Genomic DNA, 16,597 nt, shown 5'->3' with positions numbered 1-16,597 from the left:
TTCTCAAATACAAGAAAATAATTTTGGCGAACAATATTCCTTACAACTTTCTTTATTTAAAAGAAACGAAATTTCTTTCTCGACAAAAATGCACCTTCTTCTTCTGTTTTAACCCCCGGATCATCAACATTTAAGTGAGTTTTACTAAATATCTTGACATCATGAACTTTTGTATCTTGTTTTTTTACTTGTGCATGATGCAAAAAAGCATCATCTACAGGAGGTAATTCTTCAAGTATCTTAGCTTCAACATCAGCACTTTTTTCGACAATATTTTCTTTATCTTGTTTTTTTGACACAATATCGGTAGCCTCCAATGTAAGAGGAGGAAGGCAGGGTGGTGCTTTCCACTCAAAACAGCCCAAACGACCACTTATTGGAGAAACCACTGACCAAGAAGGGAAGACAGTCCCATCACACATCCACACCGGATCACGTTCAGCACGAAGTGCCAAAGAAAGCCATTGACGCACTGCTCCCTGATTATTTCCTTGTGCCTCTTCAATGTCTGCCAACAATAAATAAACACTTTCCCGTGGATGATATTGAAGTGCTTTTTCGGCCTGTTCCCTTGCCAATACTGTTTCACCAGCATCCAAAGCAGCTTTGGCAATAAGGAAAGCCGCTTCAAATGTATCTTTATTATAAGAAGCAAGTGTTTTAGCCCTTTTCAATCGCCCAACAGCTCCTTCCTCTCTTTCAAGATAAAGCGCCGCTAAATCAGGATGAGGTTCCTTTTTCCAAGCTGTAATAATCATTTTATCAGCTTTGCGCATTTCATTGAGTTTATAAAGAATATCAGCAGCAATGACTACAATTGGAATAAAATCAGGTGCCAATTTATGTGCTTTCAAAATAGCTGCACGCGCTGCTACGGGATGTGTTTCAAGCAGATGAAGAGCCTGCCCACTGAACAGCAAAGCCTGTATATGTTGACGCTCCACAGTTGAACGGGTTGAGCGCGGTAAAGCTTTTTGCGCGCGTTCAAAAACAGCCAGTGCTTTATCCCACTGCCCCTCAACACTCAATCGATCAAGCACAGCTTGATGCGCCCACAAAAGTGCTGGTGATAAAGCCAATGCTTCTTCTGCATATTGTTGCGCTGCTTCATAAGCTTTGCTCTTAAGAGCTTCACGAAACAATCCATAAAGCCCCGCCAATTTTGTTGGTGTTTCTTTTCTCATCTCCTCATAAAGACTGATGGCAGAAGCAGAATTATTTTGCAAAGACAAGGTTTGAGCTTGTAAGAGTTTTGCCAACGGTTCCTGTTTACCTGCAAGGTATTTAGCAACACGTGCTTCCATTTGTTGCGCTAAAATACCATCGCCCGCAAAAACAGCAAGAAGCCCCTGTGAAAGAGCTTGATAACCACGCTTTTTATGACGGTGATAAAAATAATGAGATAAGGCACTAGGTACGGAAAAAAGGACAGATAAAAGCCACCATAAAAGCGCTAAAATTCCAAGAAATAAAATAAGTGCACATAAAACTGTTAGCAATGAAACAGAAAATCGCAAGTGCAAAAATGTTATGACAAAAACACCATTATGATTAGCAACCCACCCAAAAGCCAGTCCGATTACACATACAACAAAACTATAAATAAAAACACGTATCATCTTGAGCCTATTTACCTCTTCGTTGCCTTAAGAGATCCCTGTTGCACAGAGACCAGCAGCTGTTGAAGAAGTTGATGAACAGCAATATGTCTTTCAAGTTGATGAACAAAGTCCACCGAAATATCTTTTGCATTTTGAGGCAATGTTTGCCATTCACTCAAAGCTCTTTCGTAATCACCTGCTTGAATAGCAACTTCCATTCTCGCTGCAATTGCTCCCAGCGTCATGCCCTTAACATTTCCAACAGGTCGTGAAACAATCAAACCTTTTATCCATGCCAAAATATGCTCAGAAAAACCAGCATCTGAGGCAACAGTATTTTGTACACGAACAATCTCATCCGCAACATTGGCAAACAGAGCTGAAAGTTGTGCAGAACTTGAAAGACCTATAGTGGCTGTTTCTTGTAACAAATCAAGTCCATCAAATGAAGGAGATAATTGCTGTACTGTTTTCAATTCATTGATATAAGATCCCCCACGCTCTACAGCATTTTTTAGAGAACTGATAGCAATAAACAGTGCAGTGTTGTTTTCGTTTTTCTCACTATTTTTAACAACAATATCTTTTTGCAGAGTTTCTAAACGTTGTTTTAAAATAGCAAGAGCATTTGCATTATTCTGTCCAACGGATAAAGCTGTTTCCATATCTTTTGATACTTCAACGAAAGATTGCATAGATTCTTCAAGACTTTTCACTTTTTCTTCCAAAGCAGTCAAAGCTTTTCTGCTTTCTTCTTGCGATATTTCATCAGTTTGAATTGTTTCAACCTGATGTGATGAAAAAGAAGAAAAATTTGTTTTCAATGTATCAATTTCTTGAAGCACATGTGCTAATTGCTTTATTGTTTCTTCACCTTGATTTTTTGCAATTTCAGCAATTTGCAAAGCTTTTTCTCCTCCAACGCGATTTTCCACGAAAGAAGAAGGAAGCACACGCGCCCATTGCAACCCTATGAAAAGACCTAAAGCAATGAGACCACCTAAAATTCCTGAAAGAAACAAATACAGCCAAGTCATAGGAGATATGGATTGAAACAGCATATTGTTGCTCTGTTTGTCTATAGCATCCAATTCTGCTAAATTTTTTACTTGTTCTGAATCAGGATGCACAGCTTCATGCTCAATCACAGGCTTTTTACGGCGGGTACCAACATAATGCGGTTTAGTTTTTGGTTTTGAAGAATCTACCATTTTAGTCACTTTTTGTGCACATTTTCACTTAAACGATAAAATAATAAAATGAAAAAAGTTTTAAAAATGAAGCTTTTCTCAAACATCATAGCTTGTTTTACAATCTTTTTATAAAGAATATAACTTTACAGTAATTTTCAACGCCACATTTTTATCCGCAACATTTATAAATATATACTTTAACCAACAAAGTTTTAGAAAAGTATCAACATTTTATACTAAAAAACACAGTATCCCTTTTTGGTGAACAGTGCTTTTCATATCAGGGAAGCATTACAACAGATTTGTTATAGAGGTATCAACTCCAAGAGAATTTCTTTGCATCTTTTCCTATCCATGGTACGCAGACAAGAAAGAATCTTCAACATAAGGTTTTGTCTGAAATGCGTCTGTTGGGAATAGAAACAAGTTGTGATGAAACTGCTGCTGCTGTTGTTGAATACAACAATGAAGAAAACAGCCGAATTCTTTCAAATATTGTTTGGAGTCAAACTGATCATCATGCACCCTATGGTGGTGTAGTTCCTGAAATTGCCGCCCGAGCTCATGTTGAAATTCTCGATAGTTTAATTCTAAAAGCACTCACAGAAGCAAACACACAATTACAAGATATTGATGCCATTGCCGCTACAAGTGGCCCTGGTTTGATAGGAGGACTTTTAGTAGGCGTTATGAGTGCAAAAGCACTTTCTCTTGCCACAGGAAAACCTTTTATTGCCGTAAACCATCTAGAAGGGCATGCTTTAACAGCCGTGCTAACGCATAATGTCCATTTTCCCTATTTACTGCTGTTGGTTTCAGGTGGCCACACACAAACAATTCTTGTTCACGGGATAGGCAATTACCAGCGTTTAGGAACCACTATTGATGATGCATTGGGAGAAGCTTTTGATAAAACAGCTAAACTTTTAGGACTTCCTTACCCTGGTGGCCCAGCACTTGAAAAAATGGCTCTCTTGGGTGATAAAAATCGTATTCCTCTTCCACGACCTTTAAAAGGTGAAAAACGGTTAGATTTTTCTTTTTCCGGCCTCAAAACTGCTGTCCGTCAAGCCGCAACAGCTATGGCTCCTCTTACAGAAAGCGATGTTGCTGACATTGCAGCAAGTTTTCAAGCAGCAGTTACTGATACAGTGCATGATCGTGTTCATTTGGCTCTACAACACTTTACCCACCAGTATCCGCTCTCTGGTTATCAAGGGCGCCGTCCTCCTGCTTTAGTTGTCGCAGGCGGAGTTGCTGCCAACCAAGCTCTTCGATTGACATTGCAAGAACTCGCACATCAACATGGTTTTGAATTTATAGCTCCACCTCTTTCCTTATGTACTGATAACGCTGCAATGATTGCTTTTGCTGGTGCACAAAAACTTGCACGAGGAGAAACAAGCTCCCTTGATATTGCTCCTCGTTCACGCTGGCCACTAGATGAAAAATCTCCTCCCTTGATTGGAATGGGACGCCGCGGAACAAAAGCATAAGAAAAATAAATAGCTGCTTTTGTTATTCACAAAGCACAATATGCGCTACAATTACTGAATATCTTATCGGTTGTTATAATCATTGTAAGCCTTGAACTTTTTGACACTAATTTTCTCGCATCATTTTTTCAACGCAACATAATCAATCAGCCCTTCTAGACCAAAGCCAAAAAAATAATCAAATGTTCACATGCTAAACCAATTTACTTGAAACATCTTTACTTAACTCAATTCTCCACTGAAAAAGAAACAAATTGATAATGCAATTCTTTACCCCATTTTAAAAATCACTCTTGATGGTGTGTTATACAGAGGCTTATAAAAAGATGTACATGACATGTGAAAAATATCAAAGTTCATGAAAAGGAGATCTCATGGCTTATTGGCTTTTTAAATCTGAACCCCACAAATGGTCATGGGAAATGCAAAAGCAAAAAGGTACTGTTGGTGAACAATGGGACGGTGTACGTAATTATCAAGCCCGTAATAATATGCGCGCTATGAAATACGGTGATAAAGGTTTTTTTTATCATTCAAATAAAGGATTAGAAATCGTAGGCATTGTAGAAATATGTGCTGAAGCACATCCTGATTCTACTACCTCTGATCCACGCTGGGAATGTGTAGATATCCGTGCACTCTGCGATATGCCAACACCTGTTTCATTAAAACAGATTAAAGCAAATCCAAAACTGAAAAATATGGTACTGGTTAATGCCTCTCGCTTATCAGTACAACCCGTGACAGAAGAGGAATGGAGAGAAATCTGTTTGATGGGCAATCTTAAAGAAAGATCTCTTGTTGCTCCTAATTCCATTTCACAAACGCGCTCGTAAAGAACATAGCGCAAGACATTTTCCTATTGGTGTATCATTTACTCGCGCTAAATACAGAAATACGTCTTGCCCTAAAACACAAAAAAATTTTTCTAATCAACGTACAAAATACTCCGTCTGCATTTCCCTTCCTGTCAGCGAATGACCAGAGAAACAACAAAAGTTTATTTTTAAAAAGCTTTCTTTTTTAATTTCTCTTGCATGAGATGCCATTTTTCATGAAACTGCTCTCCACCGATTGGTGCATCAACACATTTTATAAGGAAAAAAATGAACTGCTATACCCTTTTAATTGTTGAAGAAGATGATGATCTGCGCCCTATTTTGGTAGAACAATTACAAATGCATAAGGAATTTGAAGTCTTCCAAGCAAAAACAGCTGAAGCAGGAATCACAACAATCCAAGAGAAAAATATTGATCTCGCTATTTTTGGTATTGAATTTTCTGATCTTGATGGTCGTACAGCTGTTAAAAAATTACGCTCCCAAGAATTTCGTGCGCCCATTATCATGATTGGTAATCATGATACAAATTGTGATACCCTTTTAGATCTTGAAAAAGGTGCCAATGATTATGTGACAAAACCCTTTCGCTTTGCAGTATTATTGGCACGAATTCGCGCTCAATTGCGCCAATACGAGAAAAACAACGATACAGTTTTTCATATTGGTCCCTATAGCTTTAAACCAAAACAAAGACTCCTCATTGATCAACACAATAACAAAACATACCTCACAGAAAAGGAAGCTGAGATTCTTAAATATCTCTCTTCCACCCATGATAAAATCGTGAGCCGTGAAACACTGTTAGAACAAATTTGGGGCTACAATGAAAATGTTGTCACTCATACCTTAGAAACCCATATCTATCGTTTGCGACAAAAAATCGAAAAAGATCCTTCCAACGCACAAATTCTCATTACCGATCAAAATGGCTATCGCTTAAACCTTTAAAATTTCTCTCCCATGATCTGCCTTAAAAACGATTTTTATATCCTCAATTCTCACTCTGAAGCCAAAAAATAAAATGTTTGGATTTATACTATTTTCACTTTAAATGAGCATTCTGAAGAGAATAAAATCTCTCATTGTATACCCATCTTATAATGGCTTAATAAAGGCTTGCTTGCTTTGCATATCACAAGAAAGAAGCAAAATATAAAACGCGAGCTAAAGAGAATGAGAATGCCTCTTGACCATTATATAAAGAAAAGTTTTTCACAAGCAGCGTTGTGAAATAGAAGCAGAAACAAAATGAGAAGCCTTTTCATAAGCTTGTGGCGATAATGCAGGAATAAAAACACGCCGTGATTGACGACGCTGTACAAGCAAACCTTGATAAACACGTTTCTGCGCCTGACACATTAAGAGCCCACCAAAATAAGGCAAAAGATAGCGTACAAACGGCTCATAAAAAAGAGAGAATAACCGTGAAGCAGAACCTGAAGAAGGCATATAATGTATAATTTCTTGCACTGGCCCAGAAATAAAATTTGTTTTTTCAAACAAACGAGCGATTTGTTGCCGACTATAAGGCTCACCGTAACCAAAAGGTGTAGAAGCATTGCGCGCCCAAAATCCAGGACGATGAGGAACAATAACAATTAAGTTCCCATTGGGTGCTAAAACGCGCCATATTTCATTCAGTGTTTCAAATGAATTTTCTGTATATTCAAGTGCATGAACCAATAAAATACAATCAATCGAAGCATCAGGAAGCGGCAAATCTTCTTCAAAAACAAGAGCTGTAGCAACCTTCTCATCACAAGGCCAAGGCGAAGCACCCTGAGCTGCTGGCATAAAAGCGAAACATCGTTGTGCGCGTGTACGCAACGCAGAAAGATAAGGAAGTGCATACCCCAACCCCATAACCCGTTTATCAGAAAGATCGGGCCACCATAAATTTAATTGCTCACACACTGTTCCCTGAACACGCAGTCCAAGAGCAGAATCGTAAAAATCTTTCAGTGTGACTATATCCAATTTAACATACCGTGTAGAAAAAAACTTCAAACATCACAAGCTTTCATATCCCCCACTTATATGGACTTCTGCCATTTCTTCGCAATGGCAAAAATTCTCATTTTATATTCTTAAACCCAAACAACAAAAAACGGCACAGAATATTTTTCATAATCCCTTCATGAAAGCTGCTTTCCCCTCGCTCTTTATCTTTCAACCTTGCACCCTAAAAGTTTCTCATGAACTCTCTTCAACATCAGACAAAAGAAAAAAACGATTAGTGAAAATGAAGCAACCTTTCAAGATAGTTTTTTTCTTCTTCCAAAATATGCTCCTTACCAAGGCGTTTGCGAATTTCTTCTAAAATCTGCCGCGCACGCATTTGATCACTTTCTTGTGGTAGTGCCACACCTTCTTGCCCTTCTTGATCTGTTTTTGAAGAAAGTGAACGCCCTAATGGATCTTTAGGATCACGAATAGCATTTTGACTATCGCCGGATTCTTTAAGCATTTCACGCATTTTCTCTAAAACATTTTGTGCACCTTGCCGCAAAGATTCTAAAGCATCTGACTGATCCTGTATGGATTTCTGATTATTTCCGTGATCAAGAGCATCTTCTGCAGAATTCATTTTTTCTTCTGCTTTTTTGAATGCATCATTTGCTTCAATCCCTTGGGCTGATAATTCTTTTTCTAACGTTGATAATTCAGACTGCAATTCAGCTTGATGTTTTTTTAAAGATTTTCTTTGCTTTTCTGGTACATTTTCTCCCCGTCGTTGTTCCATTTCCAATTGATGTGTTTCATTGAGAATTTCTTGTTGACGACGTATTAAATCTCCAAGCTTATCCATCTTTTCTTTCATTTGCGCAGATTGGCTCTGATTTTGCTTGGCACCTTGATTACCTTTTTGAACTTGCAAATGATCAAGAGTCTGTTCAATTTCAGCCAACAGCTGTTCAGCTGCTACAGAGGAACCCATCTTGGCCATTTCTTCGATTAAATTTAGCTTTTTTTCTAATGAATCCTCAGAAAGGTTGGGACGACTAAGATTGTGATTGTTAGGATTGCTATTATTGCTTTTGTCTTGTGCTTTTTCAGCCAAAGCGTGAATATAATCATCCATAGCTTGGCGTAAATCTGCCATAAGCCGTTCAATTTCTGTAGCTGGAGCACCATAACGAAGAGCATCACGTAAAGCAGCTTGCGCTTGTTTTAAATTTTTCTGAACGGATTCAAGCTGATTATCTTCAATACCCAAAGCAATCTGCCATAAATAATCAACCACATCGCGCAAATCATCCTCTGATTCTGCCATAGAAAGTCTTGTCCACGCACTCTGTAGAGCAAGAAAATGTGTGATATTTTTCAGCCCCTCTTCTGGACGCACGAGTAAAGCAGAAAGCATATCGAGTACACGCTCTTGTGCTAAAGCATCAAGAGCCAGCAAACGACGCAATTCACTCACTGCACGAGCAACAGGATTTGAAAAAACACGTTGTGGTAAGGTCATCACAAAAGTTTTGCTGTAAGCTTTCTGTCCAGCACCATCTTCTGCCACCAAAGTAATTTTGACTTCTGAACCAGCCCATGGATGCGCCGATACATCTTTTACCGTACGCATTTTGCCCTTTCCACCACGCGGTAGAAGAAGCTCTATTTCAGGTGCCTTATAAAGAGAAGAAGCGCCTTTACGCTGATTTAAAAGAGGCTCTATTTCAATAAAAGCCTTTGTCACTCCATAATCATCATCCAGCTCATACTGAAGTTCTAATGAACCCGTCAAAATCCGCCCTGGTTTTTCTAACCAACGAATTGTCGGGATCTGATCTTTAATCATTTGTAAATGCCATTGCTGTTTTTTATGCCGCGATGACACTTCTAAATTCATTGAACGCTCTAAACGTGTTTCAAACTGAACAATGGGATCATCCAAAGCCACCTTTTCGTTTTTCTTAGAAAACAGAATTTCCCGTGCATCTTCCTCAGAATTCGCTTTCACTGTAATGCCGGCACCATTAACAACCCGTACAACCACATTACTTCCTTCAGGAACCGCAAGTTGTTTTTCTTTACCTTGTGTTAAATAAAGAGGTGCGACGCCTGTATAAGCAGGTGGCGTTACCCACGCATCAATCCGCATTGATGTTTCATCAACCATAGGGCGTAAATCAAACGCATCTGCCAAACGTCCTCCTAATGAGCCAAAAGAAAAACTAAAAGCACACACAAAAAGGAGAACACATAAAGCTCTGAGAGCCAGAGGATCACAAATTGCACTATTAGGATAGATAAATCCGGTTTTTAAAGAATGTAATTGTTTTGCCATACGGCGTTGATGTTCACGCCAAACAAGAACACTAAAATCTTCATCATTCTCAAGACACAAACGATCTGTTTGAACGCTTAAAGGTTGATTTTTAAGGCTGTTTGCTTGTTCAAGACGCTGATCAACTTCTCTTATTGTAGGAAAGCGAAAATGAATAAGAAAAAACAAACTCCCTGCAGCAAAAAAAAGCATAATCCCGAGTAAAAGCAAATGTGGCCAATAACCCAGAATTCCAAAAAGTCCCAACCAACTAAGCGAACAAAAGAGACTGAGAACTAAGAAAAACGGCAACAACCGTATCCATATCCGCTCAAATGAGAGGATAAACCACATCAAAACGCGCGCATACAAAAGTTTTATTTTTGCAAAACTTTTGATGTTTTCATTTCTCATAGACAAGCATGTGTCCCCTTTTACAACGATGAACTGAGATCTTAATCTCCTCCTCACTTTAAAGGATGAAGATTCTTAACCAGCACCCATCTGTAATCAGATTGGTTTCTCTCGAAAGAAGTCCTACCTGCTGATCACTTATGTGATTCATAGTCCCTCTGAGCAAATCTTACCCTGAATATTACGTTCAACTTTATGCTTTTACACTTGGTTGACGCAAAAGAAAACTGAAATCAAATAGATTTTTACTCTGCATCAATGCACCTTATCACTGTACTAAAGAAAAATATTTTATGACACTACGGATAAACCACACATAAAATAATTTTTAGACACGAAACTGTTTCACTAAAATTTAGTAAAAATAAGACCAAGAAGGCTTAACAATGTTCAATCCAATCTGGAATATGATCACAACCTATTAATTGAGCATAATCAAGCCGCGGACGAACAACTGCATAACGCATATCCTGAACGAGAACTTCTGGCACCAAAAGTCGACTATTGTAGGTACTTGCCATCACTGCACCATAAGCACCTGCTCCCGTAATCGCTAGGAGATCACCTGACACAACAACCGGCATAGAGCGATTTAATGCCAAATAATCACCTGTTTCACAAACAGGACCAACGATATCTGCACGGATCAATGGAGCATTCATCGATGCTTTCTCCACCGGTATCACATCCTGCCACGCATCATAAAGTGTGGGACGCATAAAATCATTCATTGCCGCATCAACAATAACAAAATTGCGTCCTTCACCTTTCTTTAAATACAAAACAGATGTCACCAACACACCGGCTTCCCCAACAATACTGCGCCCAGGCTCCAAGATAATATTAATCCCTAAGGGAGCAATATGTTTTTTTACCAGTTCCGCATAATCAAAAGGAGAGGGTATTGGATGCTGCTCATGACCATAAGGAATACCAAGCCCTCCGCCAATATCGATATGGGTTATTGCATAACCATCATTCCATAATTGGCGCACAAAATCTGCGGCAATCATAAATGCATCTTCAAAGGGCTTTAAGTCACAAATTTGGCTACCAATATGGAGATCAACACCACAAACATCAAGACTAGGCAATTGGGCTGCTTTTTTATAAGCATCCCATGCCAACGACAGCGGAATACCGAATTTATTCTCGGACTTACCCGTTGTAATTTTCTTATGGGTTTTAGCATCTACATTTGGATTAATACGCAAAGAAACACGCGCTGTTTTTGAAAGAGCAACAGCTCGCGCTGATAATTGTTCAAGTTCTGGTTCTGATTCAACGTTAAAACAACAAATATCCTGTGCAAGCGCAAAATCTATCTCTTCAACTTTTTTACCCACACCAGAATAAACAACGCGATGAGCAGGAATACCAACAGCAAGAACACGCCGTAGTTCTCCTTCTGAAACCACATCAGCTCCCGCTCCATGATTCGCCAGAAGCCTTAAAACCGCTTGATTGGAATTCGCTTTAACGGCATACGCAATCAAACTAGGCATATCTCGAAATGCATTTTGATAATCTTTAAGATGTGCAAGAAGTGCACTAGCTGAATAGCAATAAAAAGGTGTTCCAACATTCCGCGCAAGTTCCAAAAGCGAAAGACCTTCAACGTGGAGTACATCCTGATGATAAGAAAAAAAATGCATAGAAACCTCTATTGTATCAACCGATCGAGAACAAAAGGTTTATCTGCTTTGCTTTGAGAAACGGAGGCGCTTTTCAAAGAATCTCCCACTGTTGCAGGAGGCAATTCTAATGCCCCTTTGCGTCCACACCCAACGATCATAACACTCCCCAAAAGAACAATTGTTAAATTCTTCACAATGATTTTCATACGCCCCTATCCCTCCTATTGATAGTTTCTTTTTATTTTTTTGAATTGACCACTCAGGCAGTTACAAGGCGTTTTTTCCAATAAGCAATTTGATAAAGCACTTCTGAAGGTGCCGTACCTCCAAAACTTTTACGGCTTTTAACGGATTTTTCAACCGTCAAAACATCAAAAAGTGCTGCATGAATCTCTGGACAGATCATTTGAAGTTCAACCAATGATAAATCATGCAAACCGCATTGTTTTTTTTCTGCCAGTGCGACAGCCCGCCCAGTAATATGGTGTGCTTCACGAAAAGGAATTCCTAATTCACGTACAAGCCAATCGGCAAAATCAGTTGCGGTAGCATAACCAAAATCAGCTGCTTGTTTCATAGCGTCTTTATTAACTTGCAAATCACCAAGTATCCCTATCATTGCTTCCAGTGATAATTCTAAACTCAAAGCCCCATCAAACACATATTTCTTATCTTCTTGCATATCCTTTGAATAAGCAAGAGGGAGTCCTTTCATCACCGTTAACAGACCCATCAATGCACCATTTAGTCGTCCACTTTTAGCCCGCACAAGTTCCGCAGCATCGGGATTTCTCTTCTGTGGCATAATAGATGAACCGGTTGAAAAAGCATCCGACAAACGAATGAAATGAAATTGATCACTTGACCATAGGACAATTTCTTCTGCTAAGCGCGAAAGATGCGTTGCACAAAGAGCACCAACACTTAAAAATTCTAAGGCAAAATCACGATCAGAAACGCTATCAATCGAATTGCGTGTTGGTTCTCTAAATCTGAGTGCTTTTGCTGTCATAAAACGATCAATTGGAAAGCTTGTTCCTGCCAAAGCAACAGCTCCCAAGGGGGATTCATTCATTCGCTCGACCGCATCACGCATTCGCGATAAATCTCGACCAAACATTTCAACATAAGCCATCATGTAATGACCAAATGTTACAGGCTGTGCCGATTGTAAATGCGTAAAACCTGGCATAAAAGTCTCAACATGTTTTTCTGCTTGATCAAGCAATTGCTCTATCAATTTTTTCAAAGTTTGCGCGATTTTCTGTGATGTCTCACGCACCCACAAACGAAAATCAACAGCAACTTGATCATTGCGGGAACGCGCTGTATGCAAACGTCCTGCTACAGGACCAATTAATTCGCTCAATCGCGCTTCAATATTCATATGAATATCTTCAAGCTTTCGTGAAAAAACAAATGTACCTTCCTCAATTTCCTGTTGAATAAGTTTTAAACCATGAACAATTTTTTCATAATCTGATTGTGAAATGATCTTTGTTTGTGCCAACATCGCGGCATGAGCAAGTGAACCTTCAATATCCTGCCGATAAAGTTTTTGATCCAAATCAATTGAGGCGTTAATTTCTTCCATAATTGCAGCAGGTCCTGCTATAAAACGACCACCCCACATCTGGTTTTTTAATTTCTCATTCGTCATACTCTAAAAGCACCCAGTGAAAAGGATAAAATGATGTTTCCTCAAATTTTTATAAGTCCAAAAAATAACAACAAAAAAAGGCAATGCTTCCTTCTATTTTCTATTATTCTTCTCTCTTTTATTATTGCCTTAAATATATACGCAACAATAGCCCACTCTCATAAGAAAGCACAAGCAATAAACACTGATAAAGCACGAGCGGAAAAAATGTTGGCGATCCAAAAAGCAGCCAAAGGATTTTTTACCCACATGCGATTTGCAGATACGCTCTTAGATATGAAAGAACTCTCTTTCAAAGATATTCAAGGAAAAGACTACAAACTTAGCGACTTTACTGGAAAACCAATGCTGATCAATCTATGGGCTATTTGGTGTGCACCCTGTCGTACAGAAATGCCAGAATTGGCGCAGTTAAAACGTGAACTTGGTGGAGAAAACTTTGATGTTATAGCTATTAATATTGATAAAACTGCTTCCCCTGAAAAAATTCAGAAGTTTTTACAAGATGTTCATGCCAATAATTTGCTTTACTATCGTGATGAAACAATGGATATTTTCAACAATGTTAGAAAACAAGGACTTGCTTTAGGACTACCTATTACATTTCTTATTGATAAAAATGGGCATCTCATTGCTTCATTCAACGGTGCAGCTCCATGGGCTAATGACGATGCAAAAGCGCTTATAAGAGCTGTCATAAAAGAAGCACTCTAACCTAATAACCGCGCCTTTTTAAACGTTGTATAACGAGATCCAGTGCTGACAAAAACGCCGAACGATCCTTGCTACAAAAAGGACGCGGACCACCTGTTATATTACCCTGTCCTCGCAAATCTTCCATCAAATTGCGCATGGCTAAAGCTTGACCAATTGAATTTACATCAAAAATACGCCCCACTGGTGAAAGACAAAAACCTCCCGCCTTCACAACCCGCGCAGCTAAAGGAATATCACTGGTAACAACAACACTAGCCTCATGCACATGTTCTACAATCCAATCATCGGCACCATTGAATTCTCCAGAAACAACCACCCTTTCAATGAGGGCTTCATCTGGAAGAGAGAAAAACCGATTTGCCACAACAAATGTTTTAAGCTGATAACGATTCATCACACGATAAACCTCATCTTTTACAGGGCAAGCATCAGCATCAATCAACAAAGTAATGGCAGGCTTTATGGGAATATTTGTACCTTGACTTTCACGCAATCATAAATTCTTTCATTCATCTGAATGTTGCAAATGCTTGCGATAAAACATTATCGCCGCGTTTATTTCCGCTCCAAAAATAAAAATTGCGCTTAATATGTAAAGAAATATTATGGCAACCATCATAGATGCTAACCCCGCATAGGTAGAAATATAATCAAACATTGTCAAATATTGCGCAAAAGCAATGGAAGCCACAAACCACACTGACATTGTCACTACGATTCCTGGTAAAATATCTATAAATTTCCGTCGCTCTGCTGGTAGCCATTTATGAACAATCAAAAGACTTACAAAAAGAACAACTGCTGCGATTATATAACGCCATAAACGAATGATACCAATATATTCAGTCATAAAAAAAGAATGATTTTGCATAATCTTGAGGAGCAAAGGAGCTAAAATCAACAAAAAGCTGATCACAACAAGACCAATAGCTCCAAGGATCACAAAAAACAAACTTTGAAAACGACAAAACAACAAGCTACGCCGTTCAACAACACGATAAGCTTTATTTAAGGCTGTCCGTAATGCCTCTATCCCATTAGAGGCAAAATAAGCCGCTCCAATGACAGAAACTGTTAACACTCCCCCACGCTGAATGGTTAAAACATTGACAATTTCTTGAGTCAAAGGCTCTACAATGACATCTGGCAATAATTGTAGCAAAGCTTTGATTTTTTGCGGTGTGTATGTAAAAGCACCAATAAAACTTGCAAGAGATGTTCCAAAAATAAAAAAAGGGAAAAATGCTAAAAGTCCTGAAAGTGCGATATGACTAGCAAAAGCACTTCCATTATCACGCCAATAATGACTTACTGCATCAATAAAAATGCGATAACTATACCAAAAGATATTTTTTAACAAATCTCAATACTTTCTGGTAACAACCTTTCTTGATCACTCCAAGCTTTACAAAAAACATCAAAACTGAAAAAAACCATTTCCCACTATAAAAGGCAATGATCAATACAGTCAAGCTTCACTCTGTAGAGAAACTGAAAAGAACAATGCAACAAATCCTCCTTATCAAAAGCCAAAGATAATAAAGATGAGTACATGCAATTATCAATATGTCGATAAAATAGGTAACATATCTCTAAAAGAAATCAGCCAAATTCAATAAAAACTTTGTTTTACTCACCCTTTTGAGGAACATTCTGGCGTCCAAAATCAGGAGCATCAATTTCTTGCCCAGCAGCAATAATACTACGACGCACAGCACGTGTACGCGTAAAAAAATTAAACAATGTCTCACCATCTCCCAACCGGATTGCCTGTTCCAAATAAGCAAGCCCTTCACTAAAACGGCTCAACATTTCTAAAATAGCATCTTTATTATGCAAACAAATATCTCGCCACATAACAGGATCAGAAGAAGCCAAACGTGTAAAATCACGAAACCCTGAAGCAGAATAAGCAATCACTTCGGAATTCGTTACTTTTTCTAAATCACTAGCTGTCCCAACAGTATTATAAGCAATCAAATGCGGCAAATGCGAAACAATAGCCAAAACAAGATCATGATGTTTCGCATCCATTTTCTCGACACGTGCACCACAAGCTTCCCAAAACGCTGTCAATTGTGCTACAGCCGTAGCATCACTGTCAGCAAAAGGTGTTAAAATACACCAGCGATTCATAAACAAATCAGCAAAGCCAGCATCTGGTCCTGAATATTCTGTTCCAGCAATCGGATGACCAGGAATAAAATGAACAGATTTTGGTAATAAAGGTGCCATTTCTGCAATGACCAACGCCTTCGTGGAACCAACATCACTCACAATCGCTCCAGACTTTAAATGATCACGAATGTTTTTTGCCACCTCTGCACTCGCCCCAACGGGAACAGAAATAATCACTAAATCTGCTCCTTCAACAGCTTCTGCATTATCGGTTGTATAAAAATCCCCAAGTTCCAACTCACGTGCTCTCTTCAACGTCTCTTTTCGCCGCGTTGCGATAGAAATTTGAGCTGCGAGATTTTTCTTTTTAATCACTCTCGCCAAAGAAGAGCCAATAAGACCAATCCCTATGAGTGCTATTTTTTCAAATTGGATATGGAGCATCTTTCACCTTTAAAGACCTTTAATGGCAACAAAACCACAATTTGCCTCTCTGTTTATTCAAGATCTATGTATCAAACATTTAAAAAACCACAACCGGCAAAAGAACAAATAATGAAAATCACACGCTCCCAATAATCGCTTGAGCAAATCACTAACAGATTATTTTTACCTGAAAAATGCACAAAAAATGAATGATAGAAGAAAACTATGC

General features: G+C 38.7%; 14 protein-coding genes. 4 read left to right on the top strand and 10 right to left on the bottom strand.

Going from position 1 to position 16,597, the window contains the following annotated elements; all coding sequences use genetic code 11:
* Positions 1 to 56: 56 nt before the first annotated feature.
* A complete protein-coding gene (locus tag ME1_RS02005; protein ID WP_004862545.1) occupies positions 57 to 1,619 on the bottom strand; it encodes a heme biosynthesis protein HemY in 1,563 nt (520 codons plus the stop codon).
* Positions 1,620 to 1,630: 11 nt separating this feature from the next.
* Positions 1,631 to 2,812 (bottom strand): COG4223 family protein, encoded by a 1,182-nt coding sequence (locus ME1_RS02000; protein ID WP_004862542.1) that lies wholly within the window; start codon positions 2,810 to 2,812, stop codon positions 1,631 to 1,633.
* Between the two features lie 383 nt (positions 2,813 to 3,195).
* Here ME1_RS02000 and tsaD point away from each other — a divergent pair, with 383 nt between their 5' ends.
* The 3 genes from tsaD (at position 3,196) to ME1_RS01985 (ending at position 6,080) form a co-directional block, all read left to right on the top strand.
* Positions 3,196 to 4,290 carry a tRNA (adenosine(37)-N6)-threonylcarbamoyltransferase complex transferase subunit TsaD gene (tsaD, locus tag ME1_RS01995; protein WP_004862541.1) on the top strand — a complete coding sequence of 365 codons (1,095 nt, stop codon included), beginning with the start codon at positions 3,196 to 3,198 and terminating at the stop codon, positions 4,288 to 4,290.
* A gap of 374 nt (positions 4,291 to 4,664) precedes the next feature.
* The gene (locus ME1_RS01990; protein WP_004862538.1) at positions 4,665 to 5,126 is read left to right on the top strand and encodes an EVE domain-containing protein; all 462 of its coding nucleotides are present in this window, start codon (positions 4,665 to 4,667) and stop codon (positions 5,124 to 5,126) included.
* A 270-nt stretch (positions 5,127 to 5,396) separates the two neighbouring features.
* Entirely contained in the window at positions 5,397 to 6,080 is a 684-nt protein-coding gene (locus tag ME1_RS01985) for a response regulator transcription factor (protein WP_004862536.1), read from the top strand.
* A 264-nt stretch (positions 6,081 to 6,344) separates the two neighbouring features.
* Here ME1_RS01985 and ME1_RS01980 read toward each other — a convergent pair whose 3' ends face one another.
* The 5 genes from ME1_RS01980 to argH all read right to left on the bottom strand — a co-directional run bounded on the left by ME1_RS01980 (position 6,345) and on the right by argH (position 13,107).
* Positions 6,345 to 7,139, bottom strand: coding sequence for a class I SAM-dependent methyltransferase (locus ME1_RS01980; protein ID WP_035009036.1), 795 nt, complete (start codon positions 7,137 to 7,139; stop codon positions 6,345 to 6,347).
* Positions 7,140 to 7,365: 226 nt separating this feature from the next.
* Entirely contained in the window at positions 7,366 to 9,810 is a 2,445-nt protein-coding gene (locus ME1_RS01975) for a TIGR02302 family protein (protein ID WP_004862532.1), read from the bottom strand.
* A gap of 380 nt (positions 9,811 to 10,190) precedes the next feature.
* Positions 10,191 to 11,465, bottom strand: a complete 1,275-nt coding sequence (gene lysA / locus ME1_RS01970; protein ID WP_004862530.1) for a diaminopimelate decarboxylase — start codon at positions 11,463 to 11,465, stop codon at positions 10,191 to 10,193.
* A gap of 8 nt (positions 11,466 to 11,473) precedes the next feature.
* Positions 11,474 to 11,653, bottom strand: a complete 180-nt coding sequence (gene lptM, locus ME1_RS01965) for an LPS translocon maturation chaperone LptM (protein ID WP_004862528.1) — start codon at positions 11,651 to 11,653, stop codon at positions 11,474 to 11,476.
* A 53-nt stretch (positions 11,654 to 11,706) separates the two neighbouring features.
* Positions 11,707 to 13,107 (bottom strand): argininosuccinate lyase, encoded by a 1,401-nt coding sequence (argH, locus tag ME1_RS01960; RefSeq protein ID WP_035011604.1) that lies wholly within the window; start codon positions 13,105 to 13,107, stop codon positions 11,707 to 11,709.
* A gap of 33 nt (positions 13,108 to 13,140) precedes the next feature.
* On the opposite strand from argH, the gene ME1_RS01955 reads away from it, so the two are divergent.
* Positions 13,141 to 13,821 (top strand): TlpA disulfide reductase family protein, encoded by a 681-nt coding sequence (locus ME1_RS01955; protein ID WP_004862524.1) that lies wholly within the window; start codon positions 13,141 to 13,143, stop codon positions 13,819 to 13,821.
* A 1-nt stretch (position 13,822) separates the two neighbouring features.
* Here the strand turns inward: ME1_RS01955 and ME1_RS01950 are convergent, their stop codons facing one another.
* The 3 genes from ME1_RS01950 to ME1_RS01940 all read right to left on the bottom strand — a co-directional run bounded on the left by ME1_RS01950 (position 13,823) and on the right by ME1_RS01940 (position 16,386).
* Positions 13,823 to 14,317 carry a YaiI/YqxD family protein gene (locus ME1_RS01950; protein WP_004862523.1) on the bottom strand — a complete coding sequence of 165 codons (495 nt, stop codon included), beginning with the start codon at positions 14,315 to 14,317 and terminating at the stop codon, positions 13,823 to 13,825.
* Positions 14,318 to 14,329: 12 nt separating this feature from the next.
* On the bottom strand, positions 14,330 to 15,184 hold the full coding sequence (locus tag ME1_RS01945; protein WP_004862521.1) for a YihY/virulence factor BrkB family protein: 855 nt from the start codon (positions 15,182 to 15,184) through the stop codon (positions 14,330 to 14,332).
* A gap of 269 nt (positions 15,185 to 15,453) precedes the next feature.
* Positions 15,454 to 16,386, bottom strand: a complete 933-nt coding sequence (locus tag ME1_RS01940) for a prephenate/arogenate dehydrogenase family protein (RefSeq protein ID WP_004862519.1) — start codon at positions 16,384 to 16,386, stop codon at positions 15,454 to 15,456.
* Between the last annotated feature and the right edge of the window lie 211 nt (positions 16,387 to 16,597).

The sequence above is a fragment of the Bartonella vinsonii subsp. arupensis OK-94-513 genome, from assembly GCF_000278235.1.
Classification (GTDB): domain Bacteria; phylum Pseudomonadota; class Alphaproteobacteria; order Rhizobiales; family Rhizobiaceae; genus Bartonella; species Bartonella arupensis.
This window is presented reverse-complemented; position numbering and strand designations above follow the sequence as displayed.

What these genes read in the sequence shown, in the direction of transcription:
- ME1_RS02005 (WP_004862545.1), bottom strand. Translation starts at nt 1,619, where the DNA reads ATGATACGTGTTTTTATTTATAGTTTTGTTGTATGTGTAATCGGACTG.
- ME1_RS02000 (WP_004862542.1), bottom strand. Translation starts at nt 2,812, where the DNA reads ATGGTAGATTCTTCAAAACCAAAAACTAAACCGCATTATGTTGGTACC.
- tsaD (WP_004862541.1), top strand. Translation starts at nt 3,196, where the DNA reads ATGCGTCTGTTGGGAATAGAAACAAGTTGTGATGAAACTGCTGCTGCT.
- ME1_RS01990 (WP_004862538.1), top strand. Translation starts at nt 4,665, where the DNA reads ATGGCTTATTGGCTTTTTAAATCTGAACCCCACAAATGGTCATGGGAA.
- ME1_RS01985 (WP_004862536.1), top strand. Translation starts at nt 5,397, where the DNA reads ATGAACTGCTATACCCTTTTAATTGTTGAAGAAGATGATGATCTGCGC.
- ME1_RS01975 (WP_004862532.1), bottom strand. Translation starts at nt 9,810, where the DNA reads ATGAGAAATGAAAACATCAAAAGTTTTGCAAAAATAAAACTTTTGTAT.
- lysA (WP_004862530.1), bottom strand. Translation starts at nt 11,465, where the DNA reads ATGCATTTTTTTTCTTATCATCAGGATGTACTCCACGTTGAAGGTCTT.
- lptM (WP_004862528.1), bottom strand. Translation starts at nt 11,653, where the DNA reads ATGAAAATCATTGTGAAGAATTTAACAATTGTTCTTTTGGGGAGTGTT.
- argH (WP_035011604.1), bottom strand. Translation starts at nt 13,107, where the DNA reads ATGACGAATGAGAAATTAAAAAACCAGATGTGGGGTGGTCGTTTTATA.
- ME1_RS01955 (WP_004862524.1), top strand. Translation starts at nt 13,141, where the DNA reads ATGTTTCCTCAAATTTTTATAAGTCCAAAAAATAACAACAAAAAAAGG.
- ME1_RS01940 (WP_004862519.1), bottom strand. Translation starts at nt 16,386, where the DNA reads ATGCTCCATATCCAATTTGAAAAAATAGCACTCATAGGGATTGGTCTT.